The sequence below is a fragment of the Paenirhizobium daejeonense genome, assembly GCF_014280875.1.
Taxonomy (GTDB): Bacteria; Pseudomonadota; Alphaproteobacteria; order Rhizobiales; family Rhizobiaceae; genus Allorhizobium; species Allorhizobium daejeonense.
On the sequence record NZ_JACLAL010000009.1, the window covers coordinates 47,345 to 69,944 of the forward strand.

Annotated in this window: 22 protein-coding genes; 5 read left to right on the forward strand and 17 right to left on the reverse strand. The window is 60.6% G+C overall.

Annotation, left to right across the window (positions count from 1 at the left end; genetic code table 11):
• Positions 1–21 precede the first annotated feature (21 nt).
• The 5 genes from H4I99_RS20055 to ytfQ form a co-directional block, all read right to left on the reverse strand.
• A complete protein-coding gene (locus H4I99_RS20055; protein WP_163898659.1) occupies positions 22–786 on the reverse strand; it encodes a FadR/GntR family transcriptional regulator in 765 nt (254 codons plus the stop codon).
• Positions 779–1,765, reverse strand: a complete 987-nt coding sequence (gene yjfF / locus H4I99_RS20060) for a galactofuranose ABC transporter, permease protein YjfF (RefSeq protein ID WP_163898662.1) — start codon at positions 1,763–1,765, stop codon at positions 779–781. Before yjfF ends, H4I99_RS20055 begins: the two co-directional genes overlap by 8 nt.
• Positions 1,762–2,769: an ABC transporter permease gene (locus H4I99_RS20065; RefSeq protein WP_163898664.1), complete on the reverse strand. Its 1,008-nt coding sequence runs from the start codon at positions 2,767–2,769 to the stop codon at positions 1,762–1,764. Before H4I99_RS20065 ends, yjfF begins: the two co-directional genes overlap by 4 nt.
• Complete coding sequence (locus H4I99_RS20070; protein ID WP_163898667.1) at positions 2,766–4,295, reverse strand: sugar ABC transporter ATP-binding protein; 1,530 nt, start codon at positions 4,293–4,295, stop codon at positions 2,766–2,768. Before H4I99_RS20070 ends, H4I99_RS20065 begins: the two co-directional genes overlap by 4 nt.
• 94 nt (positions 4,296–4,389) lie before the next feature.
• A complete protein-coding gene (ytfQ, locus tag H4I99_RS20075; RefSeq protein ID WP_163898670.1) occupies positions 4,390–5,352 on the reverse strand; it encodes a galactofuranose ABC transporter, galactofuranose-binding protein YtfQ in 963 nt (320 codons plus the stop codon).
• A gap of 422 nt (positions 5,353–5,774) precedes the next feature.
• Between ytfQ and H4I99_RS20080 the strand changes: the two genes are divergently transcribed.
• Entirely contained in the window at positions 5,775–6,983 is a 1,209-nt protein-coding gene (locus tag H4I99_RS20080) for an AI-2E family transporter (RefSeq protein WP_163898673.1), read from the forward strand.
• Positions 6,984–6,992: 9 nt separating this feature from the next.
• Here H4I99_RS20080 and H4I99_RS20085 read toward each other — a convergent pair whose 3' ends face one another.
• The gene (locus H4I99_RS20085) at positions 6,993–7,478 is read right to left on the reverse strand and encodes an Lrp/AsnC family transcriptional regulator (protein WP_163898676.1); all 486 of its coding nucleotides are present in this window, start codon (positions 7,476–7,478) and stop codon (positions 6,993–6,995) included.
• A 126-nt stretch (positions 7,479–7,604) separates the two neighbouring features.
• On the opposite strand from H4I99_RS20085, the gene alr reads away from it, so the two are divergent.
• On the forward strand, positions 7,605–8,738 hold the full coding sequence (alr, locus tag H4I99_RS20090; RefSeq protein ID WP_163898679.1) for an alanine racemase: 1,134 nt from the start codon (positions 7,605–7,607) through the stop codon (positions 8,736–8,738).
• Positions 8,739–8,765: 27 nt separating this feature from the next.
• Positions 8,766–10,016: a D-amino acid dehydrogenase gene (locus H4I99_RS20095; RefSeq protein ID WP_163898682.1), complete on the forward strand. Its 1,251-nt coding sequence runs from the start codon at positions 8,766–8,768 to the stop codon at positions 10,014–10,016.
• Positions 10,017–10,034: 18 nt separating this feature from the next.
• On the opposite strand, the gene H4I99_RS20100 is transcribed toward H4I99_RS20095, so the two are convergent.
• The 10 genes from H4I99_RS20100 to H4I99_RS20145 all read right to left on the reverse strand — a co-directional run bounded on the left by H4I99_RS20100 (position 10,035) and on the right by H4I99_RS20145 (position 19,616).
• Positions 10,035–10,484 (reverse strand): PTS sugar transporter subunit IIA, encoded by a 450-nt coding sequence (locus H4I99_RS20100; protein WP_163898685.1) that lies wholly within the window; start codon positions 10,482–10,484, stop codon positions 10,035–10,037.
• Between the two features lie 27 nt (positions 10,485–10,511).
• Positions 10,512–11,204, reverse strand: coding sequence for a response regulator transcription factor (locus tag H4I99_RS20105; RefSeq protein WP_163898688.1), 693 nt, complete (start codon positions 11,202–11,204; stop codon positions 10,512–10,514).
• Positions 11,201–13,906 carry a DUF4118 domain-containing protein gene (locus H4I99_RS20110; protein ID WP_163898690.1) on the reverse strand — a complete coding sequence of 902 codons (2,706 nt, stop codon included), beginning with the start codon at positions 13,904–13,906 and terminating at the stop codon, positions 11,201–11,203. The genes H4I99_RS20105 and H4I99_RS20110 overlap by 4 nt, the downstream gene beginning before the upstream one ends.
• Before the next feature lie 75 nt (positions 13,907–13,981).
• On the reverse strand, positions 13,982–14,548 hold the full coding sequence (kdpC, locus tag H4I99_RS20115) for a potassium-transporting ATPase subunit KdpC (RefSeq protein ID WP_163898693.1): 567 nt from the start codon (positions 14,546–14,548) through the stop codon (positions 13,982–13,984).
• Positions 14,549–14,560: 12 nt separating this feature from the next.
• Positions 14,561–16,648 (reverse strand): potassium-transporting ATPase subunit KdpB, encoded by a 2,088-nt coding sequence (gene kdpB / locus H4I99_RS20120; RefSeq protein WP_163898696.1) that lies wholly within the window; start codon positions 16,646–16,648, stop codon positions 14,561–14,563.
• Positions 16,649–16,855: 207 nt separating this feature from the next.
• Positions 16,856–18,559 carry a potassium-transporting ATPase subunit KdpA gene (gene kdpA, locus H4I99_RS20125; protein ID WP_163898701.1) on the reverse strand — a complete coding sequence of 568 codons (1,704 nt, stop codon included), beginning with the start codon at positions 18,557–18,559 and terminating at the stop codon, positions 16,856–16,858.
• A 33-nt stretch (positions 18,560–18,592) separates the two neighbouring features.
• Positions 18,593–18,682, reverse strand: a complete 90-nt coding sequence (gene kdpF, locus H4I99_RS20130; protein ID WP_163898704.1) for a K(+)-transporting ATPase subunit F — start codon at positions 18,680–18,682, stop codon at positions 18,593–18,595.
• Positions 18,683–18,951: 269 nt separating this feature from the next.
• Positions 18,952–19,134 carry a hypothetical protein gene (locus H4I99_RS20135; protein ID WP_186663374.1) on the reverse strand — a complete coding sequence of 61 codons (183 nt, stop codon included), beginning with the start codon at positions 19,132–19,134 and terminating at the stop codon, positions 18,952–18,954.
• Between the two features lie 3 nt (positions 19,135–19,137).
• Complete coding sequence (locus H4I99_RS20140; RefSeq protein ID WP_163898706.1) at positions 19,138–19,410, reverse strand: hypothetical protein; 273 nt, start codon at positions 19,408–19,410, stop codon at positions 19,138–19,140.
• A gap of 11 nt (positions 19,411–19,421) precedes the next feature.
• Complete coding sequence (locus H4I99_RS20145) at positions 19,422–19,616, reverse strand: hypothetical protein (RefSeq protein WP_163898709.1); 195 nt, start codon at positions 19,614–19,616, stop codon at positions 19,422–19,424.
• Between the two features lie 117 nt (positions 19,617–19,733).
• On the opposite strand from H4I99_RS20145, the gene H4I99_RS20150 reads away from it, so the two are divergent.
• Positions 19,734–19,940 (forward strand): alpha/beta fold hydrolase, encoded by a 207-nt coding sequence (locus tag H4I99_RS20150; protein WP_163898711.1) that lies wholly within the window; start codon positions 19,734–19,736, stop codon positions 19,938–19,940.
• Here H4I99_RS20150 and H4I99_RS20155 read toward each other — a convergent pair.
• Entirely contained in the window at positions 19,935–20,753 is an 819-nt protein-coding gene (locus H4I99_RS20155) for a PaaX family transcriptional regulator C-terminal domain-containing protein (RefSeq protein WP_163898714.1), read from the reverse strand. The two genes, H4I99_RS20150 and H4I99_RS20155, sit on opposite strands and share 6 nt — an antisense overlap.
• Positions 20,754–20,801: 48 nt before the next feature.
• On the opposite strand from H4I99_RS20155, the gene H4I99_RS20160 reads away from it, so the two are divergent.
• Positions 20,802–22,448 carry an isovaleryl-CoA dehydrogenase gene (locus tag H4I99_RS20160; protein ID WP_163898717.1) on the forward strand — a complete coding sequence of 549 codons (1,647 nt, stop codon included), beginning with the start codon at positions 20,802–20,804 and terminating at the stop codon, positions 22,446–22,448.
• The last annotated feature ends 152 nt before the right edge of the window (positions 22,449–22,600 follow it).

Consider the following 22,600-nt stretch of genomic DNA (forward strand, 5'->3'; position numbering starts at 1 on the left):
GTCAGCTGGAAACCACTGAAATCAATGACCGTTTTGCAATATGCCGGCAGAACTGCGAGAGCGTGCTCCGGCAAGATCGGCATCGATCGCCTGCAATATGCTGGTTTCTGCCTCAACGACATTGCCGGCCTCCACGGCCTGTACGAGATTGCGTCGCCTGGTAATCGCAGTCTCGTAAAAAGAGCTGTTGTCGCGACTGTCGCCGGCGGGCATGGCGGCTGCAAGCGTGAACTCGGTGACACCCAGCGCCGCCCGCAGCATGGGGTTCTGCGAAGTATCAGCAAGGATGCGATGAAGCTCCAGGGTGGCCAAAGCGAAAGAATCGGCCATGCCGCGCGACACGCTCATCTGCTGGAGCCAGTAGTAGAGCATACGGATGTGATCGGCGGTACGCAGCTTTGCGGCAAGACGCACCGTTTCCAGCTCCAGCAGACGGCGGATATCGAAGAGATAACCGACGAATTGCGGATCGAGCCCCGCCTCGAAATGCCATAGCAGCACCTGCTGGTCGAAGAGCTGCCAGCGGCTTTTCGGCGAGACCCGCGTTCCAACCTTCGGCCGTGCCTCGACCAGCCCCTTCGCCTCAAGCGTCTTCAACGCCTCACGCAGCACGGTTCGGGAAACGCCGTAGGTGTCCATGAGCTCGGCGTCCCTGGGCAGGATGGTGCCCACGGGAAAGCGGCCGGCAACAATGCCGGCCCCGATCTCGTTGATGATGAACGAATGAAAGTTGGGTGCAGCCGACCGCCCGGAACGCGCGCGGATCAGGCTACCGGGTTCACTCATGTTTCAATTTCCAAAAGCCCTTTGCCCGTACCGAAGAAGCCGAGAACACCAGCCGCTGCAATACGATGAAGACGAACAGCAGTCCGCCGATGACGATCTTCGTCCACCAGCTAGAAAGCGTACCGTCGAAGATGATGTAGGTCTGCACCAGCCCCTGAAGCATGACGCCGATGAAGGTTCCGAAGACGAAGCCGTAACCGCCAGTCAACAGGGTTCCCCCGATGACCACGGCGCCGATCGCATCGAGTTCGACACCCACCGCCGCCAACGGATAGCCGGCGGAGGTATACAGCGAAAACACAATGCCCGCGAGACCTGATAAAGTCGCAGAGAGCGTGTAGACGAGGATCGTGGTCCGCGCCACCGGAACACCCATCAGCTGCGCCGAAGTGGTGTTGCCGCCGAGCGCGTAAACGTACGAGCCGAAGCGTGTACGATGCGCAAGCAGAGCCCCCACGATGAAGACCAGGATCATCAGCCCGCCGATCATGCTGATCCGCCCACCTCCCGGAAGAAGGAAGTAAGTGGAGGAAACGCTCGAATAGAACGCATGGGTGACCGGAATGGAATCCTGCGTGATGACCGAGGCCACGCCTCGAGCAAGAAACATCCCGGCAAGCGTCACGATAAAGGACGGCACCTGAAGATAGTGAATGGCAGCGCCCATCGCCGCGCCGAAAGCCGCGGAAAGCCCCAGCGCCACGGCGAAGGCGACGAGCGGGTGATAGCCATACCACGACACCAGAACCGCGATCATCACCCCGGTGAAGCCGATCACTGCACCGACGGAAAGATCGATGCCGCCGGAGAGGATCACGAAGGTCATGCCGACTGCCGCGATGCCGAGAAATGCATTGTCGGTCAGGAAGTTGCCGAGAACACGCGTCGAGAACATTCCGGGATATTGCAGGACGCTAGCCGCATAGGCGAGCGCGAAGATCAGGGCGGTTGCCGCCAGAGGACGAAGGCTGCGGTTCATGAGGATTTTCCGGAAAGAAGGCGACGGTTGCGCCGGGCTTCGACGAGCCGCCCTGCGAGCGGGGACTGCATCAACAGGATCAGGATGATGACGCCGGCCTTGACCACGAGGTTGAACTCGGGCGGGAAGCCCGACACGAGAATGCCTGTGTTCATCGCCTGGATGATGATCGCGCCGATCACCGACATGGCGATCGAGAAGCGGCCGCCGAGCAACGACGTGCCCCCGATCACCACGGCGAGGATTGCATCCAGCTCAAGCCAGAGGCCGGCATTGTTGGCATCCGCGCCCCGGATGTCGCCGGCAACGATGATACCGGAGATAGCGGCGCAAAAACCGGAGAAGGTATAGATCGAGAGCAGCAGCAGCCGGCTGTGAATACCGGCCAGGCTGGCGGCTGTCCGGTTGACGCCGACTGCCTCGATGAAGAGCCCGATGGCAGTGGAACGCACCGCCACCACGCTGATGACCAGCAGGCACGCGGCGATCAGCACGGGCATGGGCAGGCCGAAGAGGGAACCCGTGCCAAGGAAGATCAGGATCGGATCCGAGAAGGTCACGATGGAACCTTCAGTGATGAGCTGCGCGATGCCGCGACCCGCTACCATCAGCACCAGCGTCGCGACGATCGGCTGGATCTCGAGGAAGGTAACAAGGATGCCGTTCCACAGTCCGCAGACAAGGCCGGCGGCAAGTGCTGCGGATACGGCCACATAGCCCGGATAACCCGCCGTCACCATGGTCGCCGCCACCGCGCCTGAAATAGCCATCACCGCGCCGACCGAAAGGTCGACGCCCTTCGTCGCGATGACCGCAGTCATGCCGATGGCGAGGATAGCCACGGGGACGCCACGATTGAGCACGTCGATCATACTGCCGAACAGCCGACCATCCTGCCAGGTAATGTCGAAGAAGCCCGGAAACAGTAGCCAGTTGATGAACAGCACACCGAGCAGGGCAATGGTTTGCGGATTGATAGCCCGCGTCAGCCGGCCTGCGATCATGCGATATCTCCTTCGGGCTGGGCGGCGATTGCCTGGACGATGACTGCTGGCGTTATCTGGTCGCCATGCAGTTCGGCCACCATCTCACGGTCGCGCATGACGACGACGCGGGACGAATAGGCGACGATTTCATCGAGTTCAGAGGAAATCACCATCAATGCCAGACCGTCCTCGCGCAGGCGATTAATGGTGCGGACAATTTCAGCATGGGCGCCGACGTCGATGCCGCGCGTCGGCTCATCGAGAATGAGGAAGTTCGGATCCGTCGCCAGCCAGCGGGCGAGGATGACTTTCTGCTGGTTGCCGCCGGACAGAAGCTTCACCGGCATGTCATGGGAAGCCGCGCGAATATCAAGTTCCTCGGCAAACCTGCCAGCAATCTCCATCTGCTCGTCGCGATTGAGCGCACGGAACCAGCCAAGCTTGCCCTGCAGCGCGATCACGATGTTTTCCCGCACCGAAAGATCCCCGAGAATGCCCTCCGCCTTGCGATCCTCCGGGCAAAAGCCGAAGCCGTGAGCAATTGCCTGCACCGGGTTCTTCAGGTCGATACGCTTCTTCCCCATACGGATCTCGCCGCTGTCGGAAGGATCGACGCCGAACATGACACGCGCCATTTCCGTGCGGCCCGATCCGAGAAGCCCGGCAACGCCGACCACCTCGCCCTTGTGGATGCGCACCGAGAACGGCTTCACCTTGCCGGTCTTGCCGCAACCATCGAACTCGACCATGGCAGGGCCGGCCTCGCGCTCCTCTATGCCGGTTACGGCGGGAACGAAGCTGACATCCTTGCCGAGCATCATGCGGACGACATCGGTGCGTGTCAGGCCCGCAAGCGGACGCGTGCCGATGAGGCGGCCGTTGCGCAGGATCGTCACGCGGTCGGAGATCGCAAAGACCTGATCGAGGAAATGAGTGATGAAGACGATCGCGAGCCCCTCGGCCTTCAGCGCGGCGATCACCTCGAACAGCCTGTCCACCTCGTGACGGTCGAGGCTTGCCGTGGGTTCGTCCAGCACCAGCACCTTGCCGGAAAGCTCGACAGCCCGGCAGATGGCGACGATTTGCTGCACGGCGACAGAATAGCTGCCAAGCTCGGCTTCGACATCGATGTCGAGGCCGTAACGCGCAAGAAGCGCGCGAGCATTGCGCGCGATCAGGGACTTGCGCACAAAACCGAAGCGCGTCGGCTGATGGCCGAGATAGAGGTTTTCAGCAACGGAACGGTTCGGAAGCAGGTTGACTTCCTGGTAGACGGTTCCGATGCCATGGGACTGGGCGTCCAGCGGATCGCGAAACTGTACAGCCTTGCCATCGAGCACGACGTCGCCGGCATCCGGCTGATAGGCTCCGGTCAGGATCTTGATCAGCGTCGATTTGCCGGCGCCGTTTTCACCCAGAAGGGCATGCACCTCTCCCGCCCGCAAACCCAGCGTCACATCGTTCAACGCACGGTTCTGGCCGAATATCTTGCCGACACCCCGCGCCTCCAGCACGAAATCCGTGCCCGGATCCACCGTCTCCATAGTCTTCCCCCTCGCTCCACAACGATATTTCGCCGACCTAATTTGCAATGCAAGGGGCACCGGCATGCCGGTGCCCCTCTCTTGGTGAGGAAGATCAGTACCCGAGACCCTTGCGGGCCTCGTATTCACCCTTGGGGTTGTCGGCAGGCGTATAGAGCTTCGACTCTGTGATGATGAACTTCGCCGGCTCCTTTCCATCCTTCAGATAGGCTTCCAGCGCATCGAACGCAGGGCCGGCCATATTCGGTGTCAGTTCGACGGTTGCATTGGCCTCACCTGCGGCCATGGCGGCAAAGATATCCGGAACGGCATCGATCGAGACAACGAGAATGTCGGAACCTGGCTTCAGGCCGGCATCCTTGATGGCCTGGATCGCGCCAACGGCCATGTCGTCGTTATGGGCATAAACTGCGCAGATGCCCTTGCCGCCATTCTCGGCCTTGATGAAGCCTTCCATGACTTCCTTGCCCTTCGAGCGGGTGAAGTCGCCGGTCTGGCTCCGGGCAATCGTGACATTCTTGTGATCGGCGATGGCTTCCTCGAAGCCCTTCTTGCGGTTGATCGCAGGCGTGGAGCCGACGGTGCCCTGCAGTTCGACGACCTTGCAGTCCTTGTCCTTCACGGTTTCGGTCAGCCAACGCCCGGCGACGCGACCTTCCTCGACCTGATCCGAAGCAATCGACGTCAGGTAGAGATCCTGCGATGCGTCGACACCACGGTCGAGCAGGATGACCGGGATCTTGGCGTCCTTGGCTTCGCCGAGCACCGCTTCCCAGCCGGTAGCGACAACCGGCGCGACGAGGATAGCGTCGACGCCCTGGGCGATGAAGCCACGGATCGCCTTGATCTGGTTTTCCTGTTTCTGCTGGGCATCGGCGAATTTGAGATCGATGCCGCGTTTTTCAGCCTCGGCCTTGGTGACTGACGTTTCAGCGGCACGCCAACCGGATTCCGAACCAATCTGCGAGAACCCGACCGTCAGATTGGCCGCCATCGCAGTCGTGGACAAAAGAATAGACACACCCGCGCTCAGCGCGAGTCTGGACAATACAGACATGATTTCCTCCCCAAAATTGCCTGACCTGCCCTCCGCAGGTCGGCATGCAGTGACGCTAGCAATAGTACTATTATATGTAAATATATGCTCGCAAAAAGTGTATACGCAATGCACACACGCCAAAACATGACCGTTCGCCTGTGCCGGTATCTTCTGTGCTCAGCCTGTTGAAAGGCATTTGTTGAGGATTCCCATCCAAACCTGCGAGAACCGAACCAGGAAATATGTATTCGGGAGACATACAAGTTACGCGTCCCGCTATTACGCTTGGTAGATCGCGATAGTGGTTTGCAATCTTCAACTTCGCCGCCGCACCTGCTATTCAGGCGGTCTCTGGGGTGGAGAGGACAAAGCGCGTCGCGTCCAAGAAACCGAACAAAATCGTTGCGCTGCAAACCTCGATAAGGTCAACTGGAACCAAAATGCCCAAGAACACGCATGAAGGTGAAAACGCCGTGAAAACGCGCAGTCAGTCCTACAATGACCACGAAGATCGGGCATTCCTCGTGGGTCCGCGATCGGCGGCCCGCTGGCTTCTGGTCTTCGTGTTGCTTGCCGGGGTCTACTTCTTTCATGGCTTCGTCGTGCCTGTGCTGGCGGCACTCGTAATCGGTTTTGCAAGCTGGCCACTTTTTCGCCGGCTGCAGGAATATGTCGGTGGAAATCGGACGCTCGCGGCGACGATCGCCATCGTTTTCGTCATATCCTTCATTGTGGTTCCGATCTCGCTTGCAGCTTTTTATGCCGTGCAGGAGATAAAGATCTGGGCGGCATGGGCGGTTCAGGCCAATGCTACCGGCGCCCCAGCACCCCAATGGCTGGGCAGCCTTCCGATCATAGGAGCATCCCTTCTGGAACAATGGGAACGCCAACTTGGTCATCCAGGTGGCCTAGGCGAATTGGTCCAGCTTACAAGTGGAGCGAATATCGGCAGTATCTACAGAGGGTTGCTGGTATTCGGCACCTCGGCCTTCCAATGGTTCCTGACACTGCTGTTCATGCTGATCACCCTGTTCTTCGTCTATCGCGACGGCAGCTACCTTGCCGCCCAGCTCGACAAGCTTGGCGAGCGCATATTGCCTAACCGCTGGGAACGCGTGTCGCGCATCGTACCGATGACGATCAGCTCGACGGTCACCGGGATGACCATCATCGCGATCGGTGAAGGCGTCGTACTCGGTGTCGCCTACTGGCTGGCAGGCGTACCATCCGCAGTCACGCTCGGGCTCATCACCGGCGTCATGGCCCTGATCCCCGGCGGTGCTCCCCTGAGCTTCACGCTAGTTTCCATCTACCTCCTTGCCAGCGGCTCAGTCGGTCCTGGTATCGCTCTTTTCGTCTGGGGCACGACGGAACTTTTCATCGTCGACAAGACGCTACGTCCTCATCTCGTCGGAGGGCCGATCAAGCTCCCGTTCCTGCCGACGTTTTTCGGCCTGATCGGCGGCGTCAAGACGATGGGTTTCCTCGGCCTCTTCGTCGGTCCCGTGCTGATGGCGCTGCTTGTCGCCATTCTCCGCGAATGGATCCGCGAGGTCGCCGACGAACCCGGATCGACTGGACCCAAGGTCGTTACGTCATCCGACGACATCGATCGCACCAAGGTAATCTCGAAGGCCTCATCGTCGTAATCGACCTTTTTACCGCGCCAGTGGCTGCCTGTTGCGGGAGGTTTTGGCGCGGGTGGCGAGAACATCCCGGATCGAAAAGCTCGAATGGATTCGCAGGACACCCGGCATGGTCGAGAGGATTTCCTTGTGGATCCGCTCGAACTCGCCGGCATTGGCGACCTCCACCTTTAGCAGGTAATCCGAGCCACCGGTCATCAGGAAGCACTCTTGAATTTCAGGGTGCCTGCGCACAGCCGCCTCGAAGCGATTGAGATAATCCTCGGTCTGCCGTTCCAGCGTGATGTTGACAATCACGGCGATGGAATTCTCCATCTGACCGCTGTCGACCAGCGCTGTATAGCCTCTGATGACACCGGATTTTTCCAGAAGCTTGATCCGCCTCAAACAGGCTGAAGGAGACAGACCGACTTCGGCCGCGAGTGCCGCATTGCTCATGCGGGCATCGAGCCGCAGAAGGCGCAGGAGGTTGCGATCGACGGCGTCCAGAGCGCTCATGCAGATTATTCCATAAATTCGAAGATTATTTCACAACGAATTATATCATCGAATAATCAAGCGTAAATCAACGGAAAATTCTCCGATCGTTTCAATATCCTTGTCCGATAAAAATGAGGGAACGACGTGGATAACGCCATCTGGAACAACAACATTCGAGAACGGACGAGCAATGAAGGCGCGTCTGGATATCTCACCATCGATCTCAGCGCCATCAGCCGCAATTACGAGAAGCTTTCAGCTACATTATCACCGGCCAAGGCCGCAGCCGTGGTCAAGGCCGACGCCTACGGACTGGGCGCCACAAAAATCGCCACTACGCTTTTTGCCGCTGGTTGCCGCCATTTCTTCGTCGCCCATTTCTGCGAGGCCACCGAGCTCAAGCCGCATCTTTCCGACGAAGCCCGCATCTTCGTCTTGAACGGTCTTCAGCCGGGCAACGAGACACCGGCTGCCGAAGCTGGCATCATCCCGGTGCTGAACTCCATGGAACAGTTGCAGCTCTGGTCTGCAACCGCGCGCGCTCTCGACCGTCGCCTGCCCGCCGTGCTGCAGTTCGACACCGGCATGTCCCGGCTGGGCTTCCCGCCGGAAGAACGCGCCCTCCTGGCTGATGAACTGCGTGGCAAAAATGACATCGAAATTCTCTTCATCATGAGCCATCTGGCTTCCGCCGATGATGAAAACAGCCAGCAGAATGGCGACCAGCTCGCGGAAATGCGCCGGATCGCGGAAGAATTTCCTGCATTCAGCGTCTGCTTTGCCAATTCCGGCGGCGTCTTCCTCGGCAGCGAATATCACGGCGTGCTCGCCCGCCCCGGTATCGCTCTTTATGGCGGCGCACCGAACAATGGCGAAACCAACCCGATGGAGCCGGTCGTACGCCTCGATGTGGCGGTAATCCAGACACGAACGGTTCCCGCTGGCACCCACGTCGGCTATGGCGCGACCCATGTCACCAAGAACGAGACGCGGCTTGCAACCATTGCCGCCGGCTATGCCGACGGGCTACCGCGCAGCCTGAGCGACCGCGGTGCCGTCTATGTCAATGGCGTGCGCCTGCCGATCGTCGGCCGCGTGTCCATGGACAGCATCACGATCGACATCTCCGCCTTGCCCGCAGGCACGCTGTCACTGGGCAGTCTGGTCGAAGTCATAGGCCCGAACCAGACGCTGGAAATGCTCAGCGCAGATGCCGGAACGATTTCCTATGAGATGCTGACCAGTCTCGGCCATCGCTACCGTCGCCAATACCGCTAACATTTCTCTTCTGTCATTGAGGCAATCATGAAAGTCATCGTTCTCGGCGCCGGCGTAGTCGGCGTGACGTCCGCCTATCAGCTCGCCAAGGCTGGACATGAGGTCATCGTCGTAGACCGCCAGCCCGGCCCCGCACTCGAAACCAGCTTCGGCAATGCCGGCGAGGTATCGTTCGGCTATTGCTCTCCCTGGGCCGCGCCCGGCATTCCGCTGAAAGCCATGAAGTGGCTGTTCATGGAACATGCTCCGCTGATCCTGCGCCCCAAATTGGACATGGCCATGCTGTCGTGGATGTTCAAGATGCTGGCGAACTGCACCACAGATCGCTATGCGCTCAACAAGAGCCGCATGCTCCGTCTCGCCGATTACAGCCGAACTTCGCTTGCCGCCGTGCGCGAGGAAACCGGCCTTGCCTATGACGAGCGCATGCAGGGAACGTTGCAGCTCTTCCGCACACAGGATCAGCTCGACGCCTCGGCAAAAGACGTGAAGGCGCTTGCCGCGGACGGCATTCCTTACGAGGTTCTGGATCCGGAAGGTTGCATCCGGGTCGAACCGGCTCTCCGGCATGTCCGCGAAAAGATCGTCGGCGGTCTTCTGACGCCGAAGGACGAGACCGGTGACTGCTTCAAGTTCACCAATGCGCTCGCCGAAAAGGCCGCAGCGCTAGGCGTCCAGTTCCAGTACGGCACCACCATCAAGGGCTTTGACATCGAAGGCGGACGCGTACGCGGCATCGTGACGGACGGCGCACCGGTGCGCGGCGATGCCGTGGTTGTGGCGCTCGGAAGCTATTCGCCATTGCTGCTCAAGCAGGTCGGCATCAGCCTGCCGGTCTATCCGGTCAAGGGTTACTCCCTGACGATCCCGATCACGGATGCGAGCCGCGCTCCGGAATCGACCGTGATGGACGAAACCTACAAGATCGCCATCACCCGCCTCGGCGACCGCATCCGCGTCGGCGGCATGGCGGAAATCTCTGGCTATACCAACGACCTCGGCCTTGCCCGCCGCCGCACGCTCGAGCATTCCGTCACTGACCTCTTCCCGGGCGGCGACGTATCGCAGGCTCTCTTCTGGTCGGGCCTTCGCCCGATGACGCCGGATGGCACCCCGGTCATCGGGCCGACCAAGGTCCAGGGTCTTTTCCTCAACACCGGTCACGGCACGCTCGGCTGGACCATGAGCTGCGGCTCCGCCCGCGTAATCAGCGACATCGTCAGCGGTCGCAAGGCCGAGATCGACGCCACCGACCTTGCGATCAGCCGTTACGCCTGACGGCCAAAACAACACCGACTAGAGATCCGGCGGACATAATTCGCGATAGATGTCCGCCGGCGATATAGCCGTGCGAACAGCCTGAGCAACCTTTTCCTCCCGCATTTTGCGGGCGATGCCGGAAAGGATGTTCAGGTGGTTCGGCTGGTTGTCGGGATTGAGCAGCATGAAAACAAGGTCGACCGGCAATTCGTCCATCGCCTCGAAATCCACTGCCTTGGCTAGACGGACAAACAGGCAAAAGTGCCTGTCCAGTCCCTTCACTCGCGCATGAGGCACGGCAATACCGTCGCCGATGCCAGTTGATCCCAGCCTTTCGCGTCCGAGAAGGGCCTTTGAGATCTCATCGGCACCTACCGGCAACCTTTCCGCCGCCAGTTCGGAAAGCTGTCTGATCAGACCGGCCTTTGTGGTTGCCTGCAAGCCAACCACCACGTTCTCCGCCGGAAGACAATCTCGGAGCTTCATGATGCTATCCATGTTTGAGGAGGAGCCTTACTGGCCTTCCTGCAGCCGATAACCGACACCGGTTTCGGTCAGTATGTAACGCGGCTGGTCCGGCGTCTGTTCGATTTTCTGGCGAAGCTGGCGGACATAGACCCGCAGATACTGGACATCCGTCAGGCTATCCCACACCTGTTCCAGCAGGAAACGGTGGGTGAGCACCTTGCCTGCATGCTGCACCAAGATGCGCAGGATGTCGTATTCCTTCGGCGAAAGCTTCACTTCCTTGCCCGCCACCTTGACGACGCGCTTGACGAGATCGACAGAAAGGTCGCCGGTCTGGAAGACCGGTTTTTCCCCCTGGCTCTGCAACCGGTGACGAAGGGCGACGCTAATGCGGGCCACGAGTTCGTTCATGCCGAAGGGTTTGGTAACGTAGTCGTCGGCACCCAGTTCCAGCGCCTTGACGATACCGGCCTCATCGGTGCGGCTCGACAGGATGACGATGGGGAGGTCCAGCCCCTCGCCCCGCCACTTCGCCAGAAGATCGAGGCCGGGCATATCCGGCAGGCCGAGGTCGAGGATGATGAGGTTAGGCCTTTCCGCCTTCACCGCCTCAATGGCCACCTTGGCATTCATCGCCTCGCTGATCGCGTAGTCCTGTGTGGACAGGCCGACACGCAACAGCTTGCGGATCGGCGGTTCGTCATCGACGATGAGTATTCTGACGGCTGAATTGGTCATTCGCTTTCTCCCATAACGGGCAGTTCGTCCGGCACCGGCATACGGATCGTGAAAATCGCGCCTGACCGGTCGGAGCGATTGCTGGCCCGGATGGTGCCGCCCATGGCTTCCACGAAGCCGCGGCAGATAGCAAGGCCGAGCCCCGTACCGGCGCGCACATGATCGCCCTTGCTGACACGGTAGAAATTATCAAAGATCCGCTCGGTATCCTCAGCCGGGATTCCCGACCCTTCGTCGATCACCGAAAGCAGCACCGAGCCATTTTCCCGCGAGCCACGTATCTCGATCGCCGTTTCATCCGGGGCATATTTGGCGGCATTGTCGATGAGGTTGAAAAGCACCTGTTCGAAAAGAACCGCATCAACCTTCAGCATCGGCAGATCGGCCGGAATGCTAACGGCGACCTTATGCCGGGAGCTGATCTTCGCGGCCCTTTTCAAAGCCGTGCCGACGATATCGCCGACGAAGTGAAAGGCGTAATTCGGCTCCATCGCGCCGGAACCGATGCGCGTCATGTCGAGCAGGTTGGCAATGAAGCGGTTCAACCGCTCGGATTCGTCGATGACGGTCGAAAGCAGTTCACCCCGCGCCTCTTCCGACAGACTGCCGCCGAAGTCCTTGAGCGTACCTGCCGAGCCCATGATCGCGGCAAGCGGCGTCTTGAGGTCGTGCGAGATGGAGGTGAGGAGAGCGGTGCGCAGCCGGTCCGTCTCGGCCGCAAGCTTCGCCTTGTCGACATCGGAAACAAGCTGGATGCGCTCGATGGCAAGTGCCGCCTGATCGGCCAGCGCATCGAACAGCCGCTGCTGTTCGGGCGTCAGCAGAGGACCTTGCTTGTCGTTGTCGAGTCCCACGACGCCGATGGCCTCGCGTCCCGTTCGCAGCGGCAGATAGAGCCGCTTTGCGCCCGGAAGCGTGTCGGCGGCGCGGCCGGCTGGGCGGTTGTGCTCCCAGGCCCATTTGGCGGCAGCAATATCGGCATCGACAAGCGTATCGTCAGGGGGATAGCCAGCCTTCACGGCAATCGTCCCCTTTTCCGGCAGGAGGATGACCACCCGAACCTTCAGCATGGAGGCGATCTGGAATGCTGTCGCCCACAGGACATCGTCCAGCGTGCCGGTCCCTGCGAGCTTCTTCGAGAAAAGATATAGATCCTCCGTCGTCCGCGCCCGCTGGCGCGCGGCGACAGCCTGCCGCTGGACGGCCGCGGTCAGGTTCGATGCCACCAGCGCCACGCCGAGGAAGAAGAAGAGGGCGACAAGGCTTTCTGGGTCTCGGACAGTGAAGGTGTATCGGGGTTCCAGGAAGAAGAAATTGAAGGACATCGCACCGAGCAGCGAAGCATAGAGACCGGCTCCGAGCCCCCCGCGGATCGCAGCCGCCAGCACCGCCATCAGGAAGACGAGCGCAAGGTTCTGCACCGCGAGCGTCTGATCCAGCAAGATACCGGCAGCAATCGCGAGCGCGACGAAGATCGTGCTCTTGACATAGGGCTTTATGCGGAACGGTTTCGGCTGCGATGCGGGCTTCATGCCGCGTCGCTGGTCGTTTTCCTTCGCATCGTTGGAAATCACGTGGACGCTGATATCGCCCGCATGGCGGATCAGGTCATGGGTGACCGAACCCTGCCAGAGCTGGCGCCAACGCGGCTTGCCCGGCCGCCCGACGACGATATGGGTGAAATTGTTGGCATGGGCATAATCAATGATCTCCCGCGAGACGCGAAGCCCCGGCAGGGTCACCGTCTCCGCTCCAAGCTGTTCGGCAAGTCGCATGTTGGCGGCGAGCCGGTCCTTGTCCTCTTCGGGAAGATTGATCGATTGCGGTGTTTCGAAATGCAATGCGGCCCAGGGCGCGCGGAGGCGGTCGGCCTGACGGCGGGCGTAGCGCACGAGGCTCGCGCCGTTCCGGCTGTGATCGAGGCTAACCAGTATTCGCTCGCCCGCCGCCCATGGGCCGGAGATCGCATGCGCCTGCATGTGGTTTAGGAGTTGCTCGTCCACCCGCTGCGCGGTTCGCCGCAGCGCAAGCTCGCGAAGCGCCGTGAGATTGCCCGGCGAGAAGTAGTTCTCGATTGCCCGGCGCGCGGTCGTCGGTACGTAAACCTTGCCGTCCTTCAGGCGCTTGATTAGGTCGTCGGGCGTGAGGTCGATGATCTCCACGTCATCGGCGCGATCAATGATCGAGTCCGGTACCGTCTCGCGCACCCGGATGCGGGTGATCTGGGCAACGACGTCGTTCAGGCTCTCGACATGCTGGATGTTGAGAGTCGAATAGACGTCGATGCCTTGTGCCAAGATCTCCTGCACATCCATGTAGCGCTTGGGATGACGGCTGCCGGCAGCGTTCGTATGCGCAAGCTCGTCGACGAGGACCAGCGCCGGACGCCGGGCGAGAATGGCGTCGATATCCATTTCCTCGAGATATTGCCCGCGATAGTCGATCCGCTTGCGCGGGATGATTTCAAATCCGTCGAGAAGCGCCTCGGTTTCCCTGCGACCATGGGTTTCCACGACACCGACAACCACATCGAGACCATCCGCCTTCTGGGCGCGGCCGGACATCAGCATCTCATAGGTTTTACCCACGCCGGGAGCGGCGCCGAGAAAGATCTTCAGCTTGCCTCGCGTCTCCCGCTCGGCATGCTCCAGCAATGCATCCGGCGATGGCCTGTTCAGCATTTCGCGAGTGTCGTCCGGCATAGGTTGAAATCTCTTGATCGTATCGGACGGCTATCGATTGATGGCCGTCCGATACGATATTGCATCTATTTCAATTTATGGATGCGTCTGGTCAAGCGCCAGATTGAGCGCCAGCACGTTCACGACCGGCTCACCGAGGAGACCGAATTCCCGGTCCTCCACGTGACTGTCGACCACCGCCCGAACCGCCGCCTCGTCCATGCCACGCGCCTTGGCGACACGCGGCACCTGAAAATAGGCAGCTTGCGGCGAGACATGCGGGTCGAGCCCGCTGCCGGATGCCGTTACGAGATCGATCGGCACTTCCGCATCCGGATTGGTCGCTTTGGCCGCCTCATAGTCGGCCTTGACGCGGTCGATCAGCTTGCTGCTGGTCGGACCGAGGTTCGACCCGGAGGAGCCGGCGGCATTGTATCCGTCACCGGCTGCGGAGGGGCGACCGTGAAAGTACTTCTCACTGGTGAATGCCTGACCGATCAGCGTCGAGCCGATGACCTGACCATTCTTGTCGACCAGACTGCCATTGGCCTGATGAGGGAAGATCGCCTGTGCGACCCCTGTCATGGCAAAGGGATAGGCGAGGCCCGTGATAGCCGTGGTGGCGACGAGCAGCACTATGGCCGGACGAAGTTGCTTGAGCATTGTTCTTACTCCTTAGGCGAGACCGATCGCCGTGATGACGACGTCGATCACCTTGATACCGATGAACGGGACGATGATGCCGCCGACGCCGTAGATGAGCAGGTTGCGGGAGAGCAGCGCGCCGGCGCCGACCGCCCGGTACTTCACGCCTTTCAGCGACAGCGGGATCAGCGCAATGATGATCAGCGCGTTGAAGATGATTGCCGACAGGATGGCGCTCTGCGGCGATGCAAGACCCATGATGTTGAGCACGCCGAGTTGCGGATAGAAGGCCAGGAACATCGCCGGGATGATGGCGAAATACTTGGCGATGTCGTTGGCGATCGAAAACGTCGTCAGCGCGCCGCGGGTCATGAGAAGCTGCTTGCCAATCTCGACGATCTCGATGAGTTTCGTCGGGTCGCTGTCGAGGTCCACCATGTTGCCGGCCTCGCGCGCGGCAACCGTACCGGTGTTCATGGCAACGCCGACATCCGCCTGGGCCAGCGCCGGAGCGTCGTTCGTACCGTCGCCGCACATCGCGACCAGCTTGCCCTTGCCCTGTTCCTCGCGAATGAGCTGCAGCTTGTTTTCCGGAGTCGCCTGGGCGAGAAAATCGTCCACGCCGGCTTCTGCGGCAATCGCAGCGGCAGTCATCGGGTTGTCACCGGTAATCATGACCGTGCGGATACCCATGCGGCGCAGTTCTGCAAAACGCTCCCGTATGCCGCCCTTGACGATATCCTTGAGCTGCACGACGCCAAGCAGCTTTCCGTCGCGAACAACGGCAAGCGGGGTGCCTCCTGTCTTGGCGATCTCATCGGCAATCGACTGCAGTTCATTTAGGATCGAGATATCCGTGCGGACGGCGGTCACGCCGCCTGTTCCCGCACCAAGCGCAACCGAATTGACATAGGAGAGAACGGCGTCGACCGCGCCTTTACGGATGCTGGAACCGTCGAGATCGACGCCGCTCATGCGCGTCTGGGCGGTGAACGGGACAAAAGTCGCCTTCAGGTTCGCCATGTCGCGGGCGCGGATACCGTATTTTTCCTTGGCGAGAACGACGATGGAACGTCCCTCCGGCGTTTCGTCCGCAAGAGAAGCAAGCTGGGCGGCATCGGCGAGATCCCGCTCGGATACGCCGCGAACCGGATGGAACGCCGTCGCCTGGCGATTGCCGAGCGTGATAGTCCCGGTTTTGTCGAGAAGCAGCGTATCGACGTCACCGGCAGCTTCGACAGCGCGGCCCGACATGGCAAGCACGTTGAAGCGCACGAGGCGGTCCATGCCGGCAATGCCGATGGCCGAAAGAAGAGCGCCGATGGTGGTCGGAATCAGCGTGACGAAGAGGGCGACGAGCACGATGATCGGGATCGAGCCGCCGGCATAGGCTGCAAAGCTCGGAATGGTCGCGGTAGCGAGAACGAAGATCAGCGTCATGCCGGCAAGCAGGATGTTGAGCGCGATTTCGTTCGGCGTCTTCTGGCGTTCGGCGCCTTCGACGAGCGAGATCATCCGATCGAGGAAGGTGGAGCCTGCAGCAGCCGTGATGCGGACGCGGATCCAGTCTGAAAGAACCTGCGTACCGCCGGTGACGGCCGAACGGTCGCCGCCGGATTCACGGATGACCGGAGCGGATTCGCCGGTTATCGCAGCTTCATTGACCGAAGCGACACCCTCGATCACCTCACCGTCGGACGGAATGATATCGCCGGCCTCGACCAGAACGATATCGCCCACCTTGAGGCTCGTGCCCGGTACCATGCTATAGCTGGCGCGGTCACTGCCCGTCAGCAGCTTGGCCTGGGTTTCCGTGCGTGCCTTGCGCAGCGAGTCCGCCTGGGCCTTGCCGCGGCCCTCGGCGACAGCCTCGGCGAAATTGGCAAAGAGTACGGTGAACCAGAGCCAGAGGTTGATCTGGAAGGAGAAGCCGAGATTGCCGCCGCCGGTGGCGAGATCGCGGACGAAGAGAACCGTGGTCAGTACCGAAACCACGGCCACGACGAACATGACCGGGTTACGGGCAAGCGTCCTCGGGTTGAGCTTCTTGAAAGCGGCCCCGATGGCCGGAATAAGGATGCGAGAATCCATGATGCTCGCGGATTTTGCCTGGCTCATAAGAGACTCCAGCGTTGAAACGAGGAAGGCGGACCGGATGGCCGGTCAGCCGTGCAGAATTCGTATTGCGGCCATAAGGGCCAGAAGCCCGACCGTCATCAGCACGATGACAGTGGAGGCCCGCCACCGTGGGACCTCCATGCCCCGGCTCACCGGGGCATGGGCGGATGCCTTCGAGGGTCTTATGCGCGTGGTCATCACCGCACCTCAGAACATCTGTCCGGCGATCATGGACAGGTGCTCGACCACAGGTCCGAGCGCCAGCGCCGGGAGGAAGGTCAGGCCGCCAACGATCAGGATGGTACCGACGAGCAGGCCGACGAAGAGCGGACCATCGGTCGGAAAAGTGCCTGCGGAAGCCGGAACCGTCTTCTTGGTGACCAGCGATCCCGCGATTGCAAGCGCCGGAATGATGACCAGGAAGCGGCCGGCCAGCATGCCGATGCCGAGCGTCACGTTGTACCAAGGGGTATTGCCGGTCAGGCCACCGAAGGCCGAGCCGTTATTGGCGGCAGCCGAGGTATAGGCATAGAGGATTTCGGAGAAACCATGCGGACCGGCCGTGCCGATCGAGGCGACCGCCGAAGGCAGTACCGAAGCGATCGCGGTGAAGACAAGCATCGCCAGCGGCAGGCAGAGAATGGCGAGAACGGCCATCTTCATTTCCTTCGCCTCGATCTTCTTGCCGAGATATTCCGGTGTGCGACCGACCATAAGGCCCGCCACGAAGACCGCGACGACGATGAACAGCACGATGCCATAGAAGCCCGCACCCACGCCGCCGACGATGATCTCGCCGAGTTGCATGTTGATGAGCGGGATCAGGCCACCAAGCGCAGTGAAACTGCCATGCATGGCATTGACCGCACCGCAGGATGCCGCAGTGGTGATGACAGCAAACAGCGAAGACAGGACGATGCCGAAGCGTACTTCCTTGCCTTCCATGTTGCCGCCCGCAAGGCCGAGCGACTGCATTAGCGGATTGCCGGCAGCTTCCGCCCAGTAGGTAACGAAAACACCAGCGATGAACAACACGCCCATGGCGGCGAGAATGGCCCAGCCTTGACGCTGGTTGCCGACCATGCGGCCGAACACATTGGTGAGCGCCGCACCGATCAAGAAGATCGAGACCATCTGGATCAGGTTCGAGATCGCGTCCGGGTTCTCGAAGGGATGTGCCGAATTGGCGTTGAAGAAGCCACCACCATTGGTGCCGAGCATCTTGATGGCGAGCTGGGAGGCAACGGGACCAACCGCAATGGTCTGCTGCGCACCCTCAAGCGTCGTGGCGGTCACGTAAGGACCGAAGGTCTGGGGCACGCCGAGCCAGACGTAAACCAAGGTCAGCACGATGCAGATCGGAAGCAGAACATAGAGGACGGCGCGGGTCATATCGACCCAGAAGTTACCGATCGCCTTGCCGGAAGCTCGCGAGAACGCCCGGATGAGCGCAATGGCAATCGCAATGCCGGTAGCTGCGGAGAGAAAATTCTGGACTGCCAGTCCCGCCATCTGGGTCAGGTAGGACATGGTGCTTTCGCCGCCATAGTTCTGCCAGTTGGTGTTGGTCACGAAACTGACCGCCGTATTGAAGGCGAGCTCCTCCGGCACAACACCCATGCCGGCCGGATTGTAGGGCAATCCTGCCTGCAGGCGCATCAACGCGTAGAGAAACAGAACACCGAGCAGATTGAACATCAGCATGGCGAAGGCATAGGCGCTCCAATGCTGTTCCTCGCGCTCGCCGGTACCTGCAATGGCGTAAAGTCCCCGTTCGATGGGAACGAGGACCGGTGAAAGGAACGTGCGCTCGCCAGAAAAGACGCGTGTCATGTAACCGCCAAGCGGTTTGACCAGCGCGAAAACGATCCCGCAAAAAAGCAGGATCTGAAACCATCCGTTGAGGGTCATGGGTGGAAAACTTTCGATAGCCCGGCTGCTTGGTCAGAAGCGCTCGGGACGGATGAGAGCATAGGTGAGATAGACGGTGAGAAGCACGGTCACAGCACCGCTCAAGACGTAATCGAGAACCATCGTTGAAATTCCTCAGAGTTCGTTACATGTGCGAACGTATGCGAAGCACAGCCCGAAGAAGATCAGCGCCGTTGCGAGTAGAATTACATCCATCATTGATCTTCACTCCTTTTCAATGACTGGAAGCAGACAAGACAAAGGGTGCCTTCCGATGATGACGCCTCCATGCTTCCTGATCTGGAGAGGATCATCCCGATCCCTCGGGTATGAATATGCGGCGCGGGCGCATATAGATTCGAGAGCGGACGTTCGGGAAAGAAATAGGAATCCTATAGGAATTCCGGCCTTGCCTGGATGCAGGCGGCGAGCGCCAGGCCGTATGTCGCAAGCAGAGCAAGTAACATGACGGCGAGTGCACCGGGAACAATGTTCAAGGCGTGCAGGCGCTCCCCGCGCCCGCCGCCTGCGCGTGCCAATACTGTCTTGAACCGGCGATTGAAGGCGCGAGACATGTCTTACGCCCTCGCGCTGGTTCCGGCCGGTCTGGCGGGACGTCTGTCGAAAAGCCGCCCCACCTTCAGGCTGACGTGATCGGGAACGCACCAGACGGCGCCCGGCTGATGGTCACTTTCAAACATGGCAAAATGCACCGCAGAGGCGCGATCGGTGAAGAGACCTCCAACCAGACCATCGCGGTCAGCGACAACCCAGCGTCCCCGCGCATCACGCCCGACGGTGAACCGCACGCCCGCAGCCGAGGGAGCGGCATTCATCTCTGCCTTACCCATGGGAGAACTCCTCAGTAAAGCGCTGCAATGATGACCAGAACACAACATGCCACGCCGGCAAGCGCGAACCATGTCAGCAGCACCCCGGCATCCCGATTGGCAAGCCCACGGTCAGTTCGACGCTCGGGCCAACGTCTGTCGCCGTTTCGCGCATCGCTTTCCGCAAGATATTGCGCCAGAAAGAAACTTCCCAAACGACCGTACATGCCACAATCCTTCTTGATTTCCGGCTGCACGACGGGATGTCGATGAGACCGGGTATCGAGGAAGGTAACCACGAGCGCATAGCCTTTCGATTGGGATCGACGGGCTATGAAATAGGCATGGCATATAGACGGAGGGAAAGGCGACAGGAGGACTGCGGTGTCAGCAATCAGCAGCCGACCACGGCACCCGAACGGTCGATGGACATTCACAAGGCCGTGCCCGGTTCCAAGCTTCACGTCTTCCGCGATTGCGGTCACCTGCCATCGATCGAAAAACCGGATGAGACGATTGCCCTTCTCAGGAGCTGGCTTGGCCGCTCATGAAGCGGATGCACCGAAAAATTCCATCCAGATGCGCCTGCCCTGATCGTCGAACCGCTTCACCGCCTCGATGAAATCGTGGCGGGCGGCTTCGTCCGCCAATGGCGCGGGCAGCATGGGATCGAAGACGATCTGGCGGATGGCATCGTCGCCCAGCAGAAAGCTTTCACGCGCAGCGATTTCGGGCTGCAAGCCCGCCATACCCTCCAGCCACGCCTCCAGACGCTGCACGCTTTCTCTATAAGCCACGACCGGCGTATCGCTTTTCCAAAGACCGAGAGCCTGCTTCTGCCGGTCCGGATCGAAATCCGCGGCCCTGAATACGGCGGCATCCTCTCCCAGACCCAGTGCGATCAGGCGTTGACGCGCCATTCCCGCGCCGCCCGCCAGATTATCGGGGCGAATAAAGAGACCGTTGCCAAGCTCCCGCATGCCCAGCATGGAGAGCGCCCGCTCTCGCGCCCTCAGCACCTTGCGGTCGCTGCGGGAAAGCCCTCCGGTCGATGCCGCAATCCAGTCGCCGTTCCAGCGGACAAGACGCTCCTCGACCGTCCGCCAGCCGGCGACATCGTCACGGATCCTTCGCCTCTCCGACCCCAGCCGATAGACGCCGCGCTCGACAAGCTCGACCAGACCCGACTGGACAAGACGCGCGAGCGTCACTCGCACGCTGTTTTCGGAAATGTCGAAGAGTGCACAGGCTCTCAGGGCATCGGCAACGCTCAATACACCACCCTCAGCCACACCCAGCAGATTGAGGATCAGACGCCGTGCATTCGGCACCTCAAAGTTACCATGTTTGACACTATTCGACATCAAGCGTAATTTTCTTTCATGCGTGCTGGAGCGCACGAGGAGGAAAACATGTCACTTACCAGCCAATTCCAGACGCACGAAGTACAAAATCAGCCGGAAGAGCTGAAGGAATACAATGTCTGGGAGACAGACATTGCGCTCCGAGAAGCTGTCGAACACAACGGCGGGGGCTGGGCACATGGACACCTGAGCGAATACGGCTCGCTCGTCGGCGGTGAGCTTGTCCGGGCGGGTTACGAAGCGAATGAAAACCGCCCACGGCTGCGGTCTTTCGACAGATATGGCCGCCGCATCGACGAGGTGGAATTCCACCCCGCCTATCATCGGCTGATGGCGGAGGCGATGAGGCACGGCATGAACGGCTTTGCCTGGCGCAACGCCAACCGGACCGGCGCGCATGTGGCGCGCGCCGCGGTGATGTATATCGGCTCGCAGGCAGATGCCGGCGTCGGCTGCCCGATGTCGATGACCCACGCGGCCATCCCGGCCCTCAGGCGCGCACCCGCGCTTGCCGAGAAATGGATCCCGAAGCTTATCTCCACGGAATACGACCCTCGCAGCCTCCCGATGGAACAGAAAACCGGCTGCACCATCGGCATGGGCATGACGGAAAAGCAGGGCGGCTCCGACGTCCGCTCCAACACGACACGGGCGATCCGCCAACCTGACGGCACCTACGAGCTGGTCGGGCACAAATGGTTTTTCTCCGCGCCCATGTGCGACGCTCATCTGGTGCTCGCGCAGGCGGAGGGTGGTCTGAGCTGTTTCCTCGTGCCGCGCTTTCGCCCGGACGGCAGCCGCAATGCGACCGAGATCCAGCGTTTGAAGGACAAGCTTGGCGACTGGTCAAATGCCTCGTCGGAAGTTGAGTTTCGGGGGGCTTTCGGAGAACTCGTCGGCGGGGAAGGCCGGGGCATCGTGACAATCCTCGACATGGTGGCACTCACCCGCCTCGACTGCATGATCGGTTCGGCCAGCCAGATGCGACAGGCGACGGTGCAGGCCCTGCACCATACCCGGCAACGCAAGGCCTTCGGCGCCTATCTCCTCAATCAGCCGCTGATGCGCAACGTGCTGGCCGACCTCACGCTCGAGAGCGAGGCGGCGCTCGCCCTGACGATACGTGTCGCTCGAGCGATAGATGCTGCCGGGCACGACCAGAGCGAGGCCGCCTTTGCCCGCATCGCCACGGCGATTGGCAAATACTGGGTCTGCAAGCGCGCGCCCCCGCACATCAATGAAGCGCAGGAATGCCTTGGCGGCATCGGCTATGTGGAAGAGACGATGATGCCGCGTCTTTACCGTCAGGCGCCGCTCAACTCGATCTGGGAAGGCAGCGGCAACGTCCAGTGCCTTGATGTGCTGAGAGCCCTGCGCAAGGAGCCCGCCTCACGTGACACGCTGTTCGACGAACTCGCCGCCGCCAGAGGTCTCGATCCCGCCTATGATGCAGAGCTGGCAGCGTTTACCAGCTCCCTCGACGATGTGGAGAACCTCGAATATCGCAGCCGCTTCATCGTCGAGCGCGCCGCGCTCCTGCTGCAGGCCTCCATTCTGTTGAAGTCCGCCAACCCTGCCGTCGCGGCATCCTTCTCCCGCTCCCGCCTCGGGAAGGAACACGGCCTGGCCTTCGGAACACTGGGCCCCGATGCGCCGACCACACTGCTAATAGAAAGAGCCACAGTCATGGTCTGATAGGCAACTTGGGGCCCATGACTATCGTCGATAAGGGCGCAATTTTAAACGTCCATCACTTGCCGATTATAGTATTTCATTTCCAGACTGATGGCAGTGAAGGGATTTTATGACAGAATCCGGTTGTCGTCGTTCGCTGGAAGCTCTAGGAC

Coding starts and splice junctions, on each gene's coding strand:
- H4I99_RS20055 (WP_163898659.1), bottom strand. CDS start 786: ATGAGTGAACCCGGTAGCCTGATCCGCGCGCGTTCCGGGCGGTCGGCT.
- yjfF (WP_163898662.1), bottom strand. CDS start 1,765: ATGAACCGCAGCCTTCGTCCTCTGGCGGCAACCGCCCTGATCTTCGCG.
- H4I99_RS20065 (WP_163898664.1), bottom strand. CDS start 2,769: ATGATCGCAGGCCGGCTGACGCGGGCTATCAATCCGCAAACCATTGCC.
- H4I99_RS20070 (WP_163898667.1), bottom strand. CDS start 4,295: ATGGAGACGGTGGATCCGGGCACGGATTTCGTGCTGGAGGCGCGGGGT.
- ytfQ (WP_163898670.1), bottom strand. CDS start 5,352: ATGTCTGTATTGTCCAGACTCGCGCTGAGCGCGGGTGTGTCTATTCTT.
- H4I99_RS20080 (WP_163898673.1), top strand. CDS start 5,775: ATGCCCAAGAACACGCATGAAGGTGAAAACGCCGTGAAAACGCGCAGT.
- H4I99_RS20085 (WP_163898676.1), bottom strand. CDS start 7,478: ATGAGCGCTCTGGACGCCGTCGATCGCAACCTCCTGCGCCTTCTGCGG.
- H4I99_RS20095 (WP_163898682.1), top strand. CDS start 8,766: ATGAAAGTCATCGTTCTCGGCGCCGGCGTAGTCGGCGTGACGTCCGCC.
- H4I99_RS20100 (WP_163898685.1), bottom strand. CDS start 10,484: ATGAAGCTCCGAGATTGTCTTCCGGCGGAGAACGTGGTGGTTGGCTTG.
- H4I99_RS20105 (WP_163898688.1), bottom strand. CDS start 11,204: ATGACCAATTCAGCCGTCAGAATACTCATCGTCGATGACGAACCGCCG.
- H4I99_RS20110 (WP_163898690.1), bottom strand. CDS start 13,906: ATGCCGGACGACACTCGCGAAATGCTGAACAGGCCATCGCCGGATGCA.
- kdpC (WP_163898693.1), bottom strand. CDS start 14,548: ATGCTCAAGCAACTTCGTCCGGCCATAGTGCTGCTCGTCGCCACCACG.
- kdpB (WP_163898696.1), bottom strand. CDS start 16,648: ATGAGCCAGGCAAAATCCGCGAGCATCATGGATTCTCGCATCCTTATT.
- kdpA (WP_163898701.1), bottom strand. CDS start 18,559: ATGACCCTCAACGGATGGTTTCAGATCCTGCTTTTTTGCGGGATCGTT.
- kdpF (WP_163898704.1), bottom strand. CDS start 18,682: ATGGTTCTCGATTACGTCTTGAGCGGTGCTGTGACCGTGCTTCTCACC.
- H4I99_RS20135 (WP_186663374.1), bottom strand. CDS start 19,134: ATGTCTCGCGCCTTCAATCGCCGGTTCAAGACAGTATTGGCACGCGCA.
- H4I99_RS20140 (WP_163898706.1), bottom strand. CDS start 19,410: ATGGGTAAGGCAGAGATGAATGCCGCTCCCTCGGCTGCGGGCGTGCGG.
- H4I99_RS20145 (WP_163898709.1), bottom strand. CDS start 19,616: ATGTACGGTCGTTTGGGAAGTTTCTTTCTGGCGCAATATCTTGCGGAA.
- H4I99_RS20150 (WP_163898711.1), top strand. CDS start 19,734: ATGGCATATAGACGGAGGGAAAGGCGACAGGAGGACTGCGGTGTCAGC.
- H4I99_RS20155 (WP_163898714.1), bottom strand. CDS start 20,753: ATGTCGAATAGTGTCAAACATGGTAACTTTGAGGTGCCGAATGCACGG.
- H4I99_RS20160 (WP_163898717.1), top strand. CDS start 20,802: ATGTCACTTACCAGCCAATTCCAGACGCACGAAGTACAAAATCAGCCG.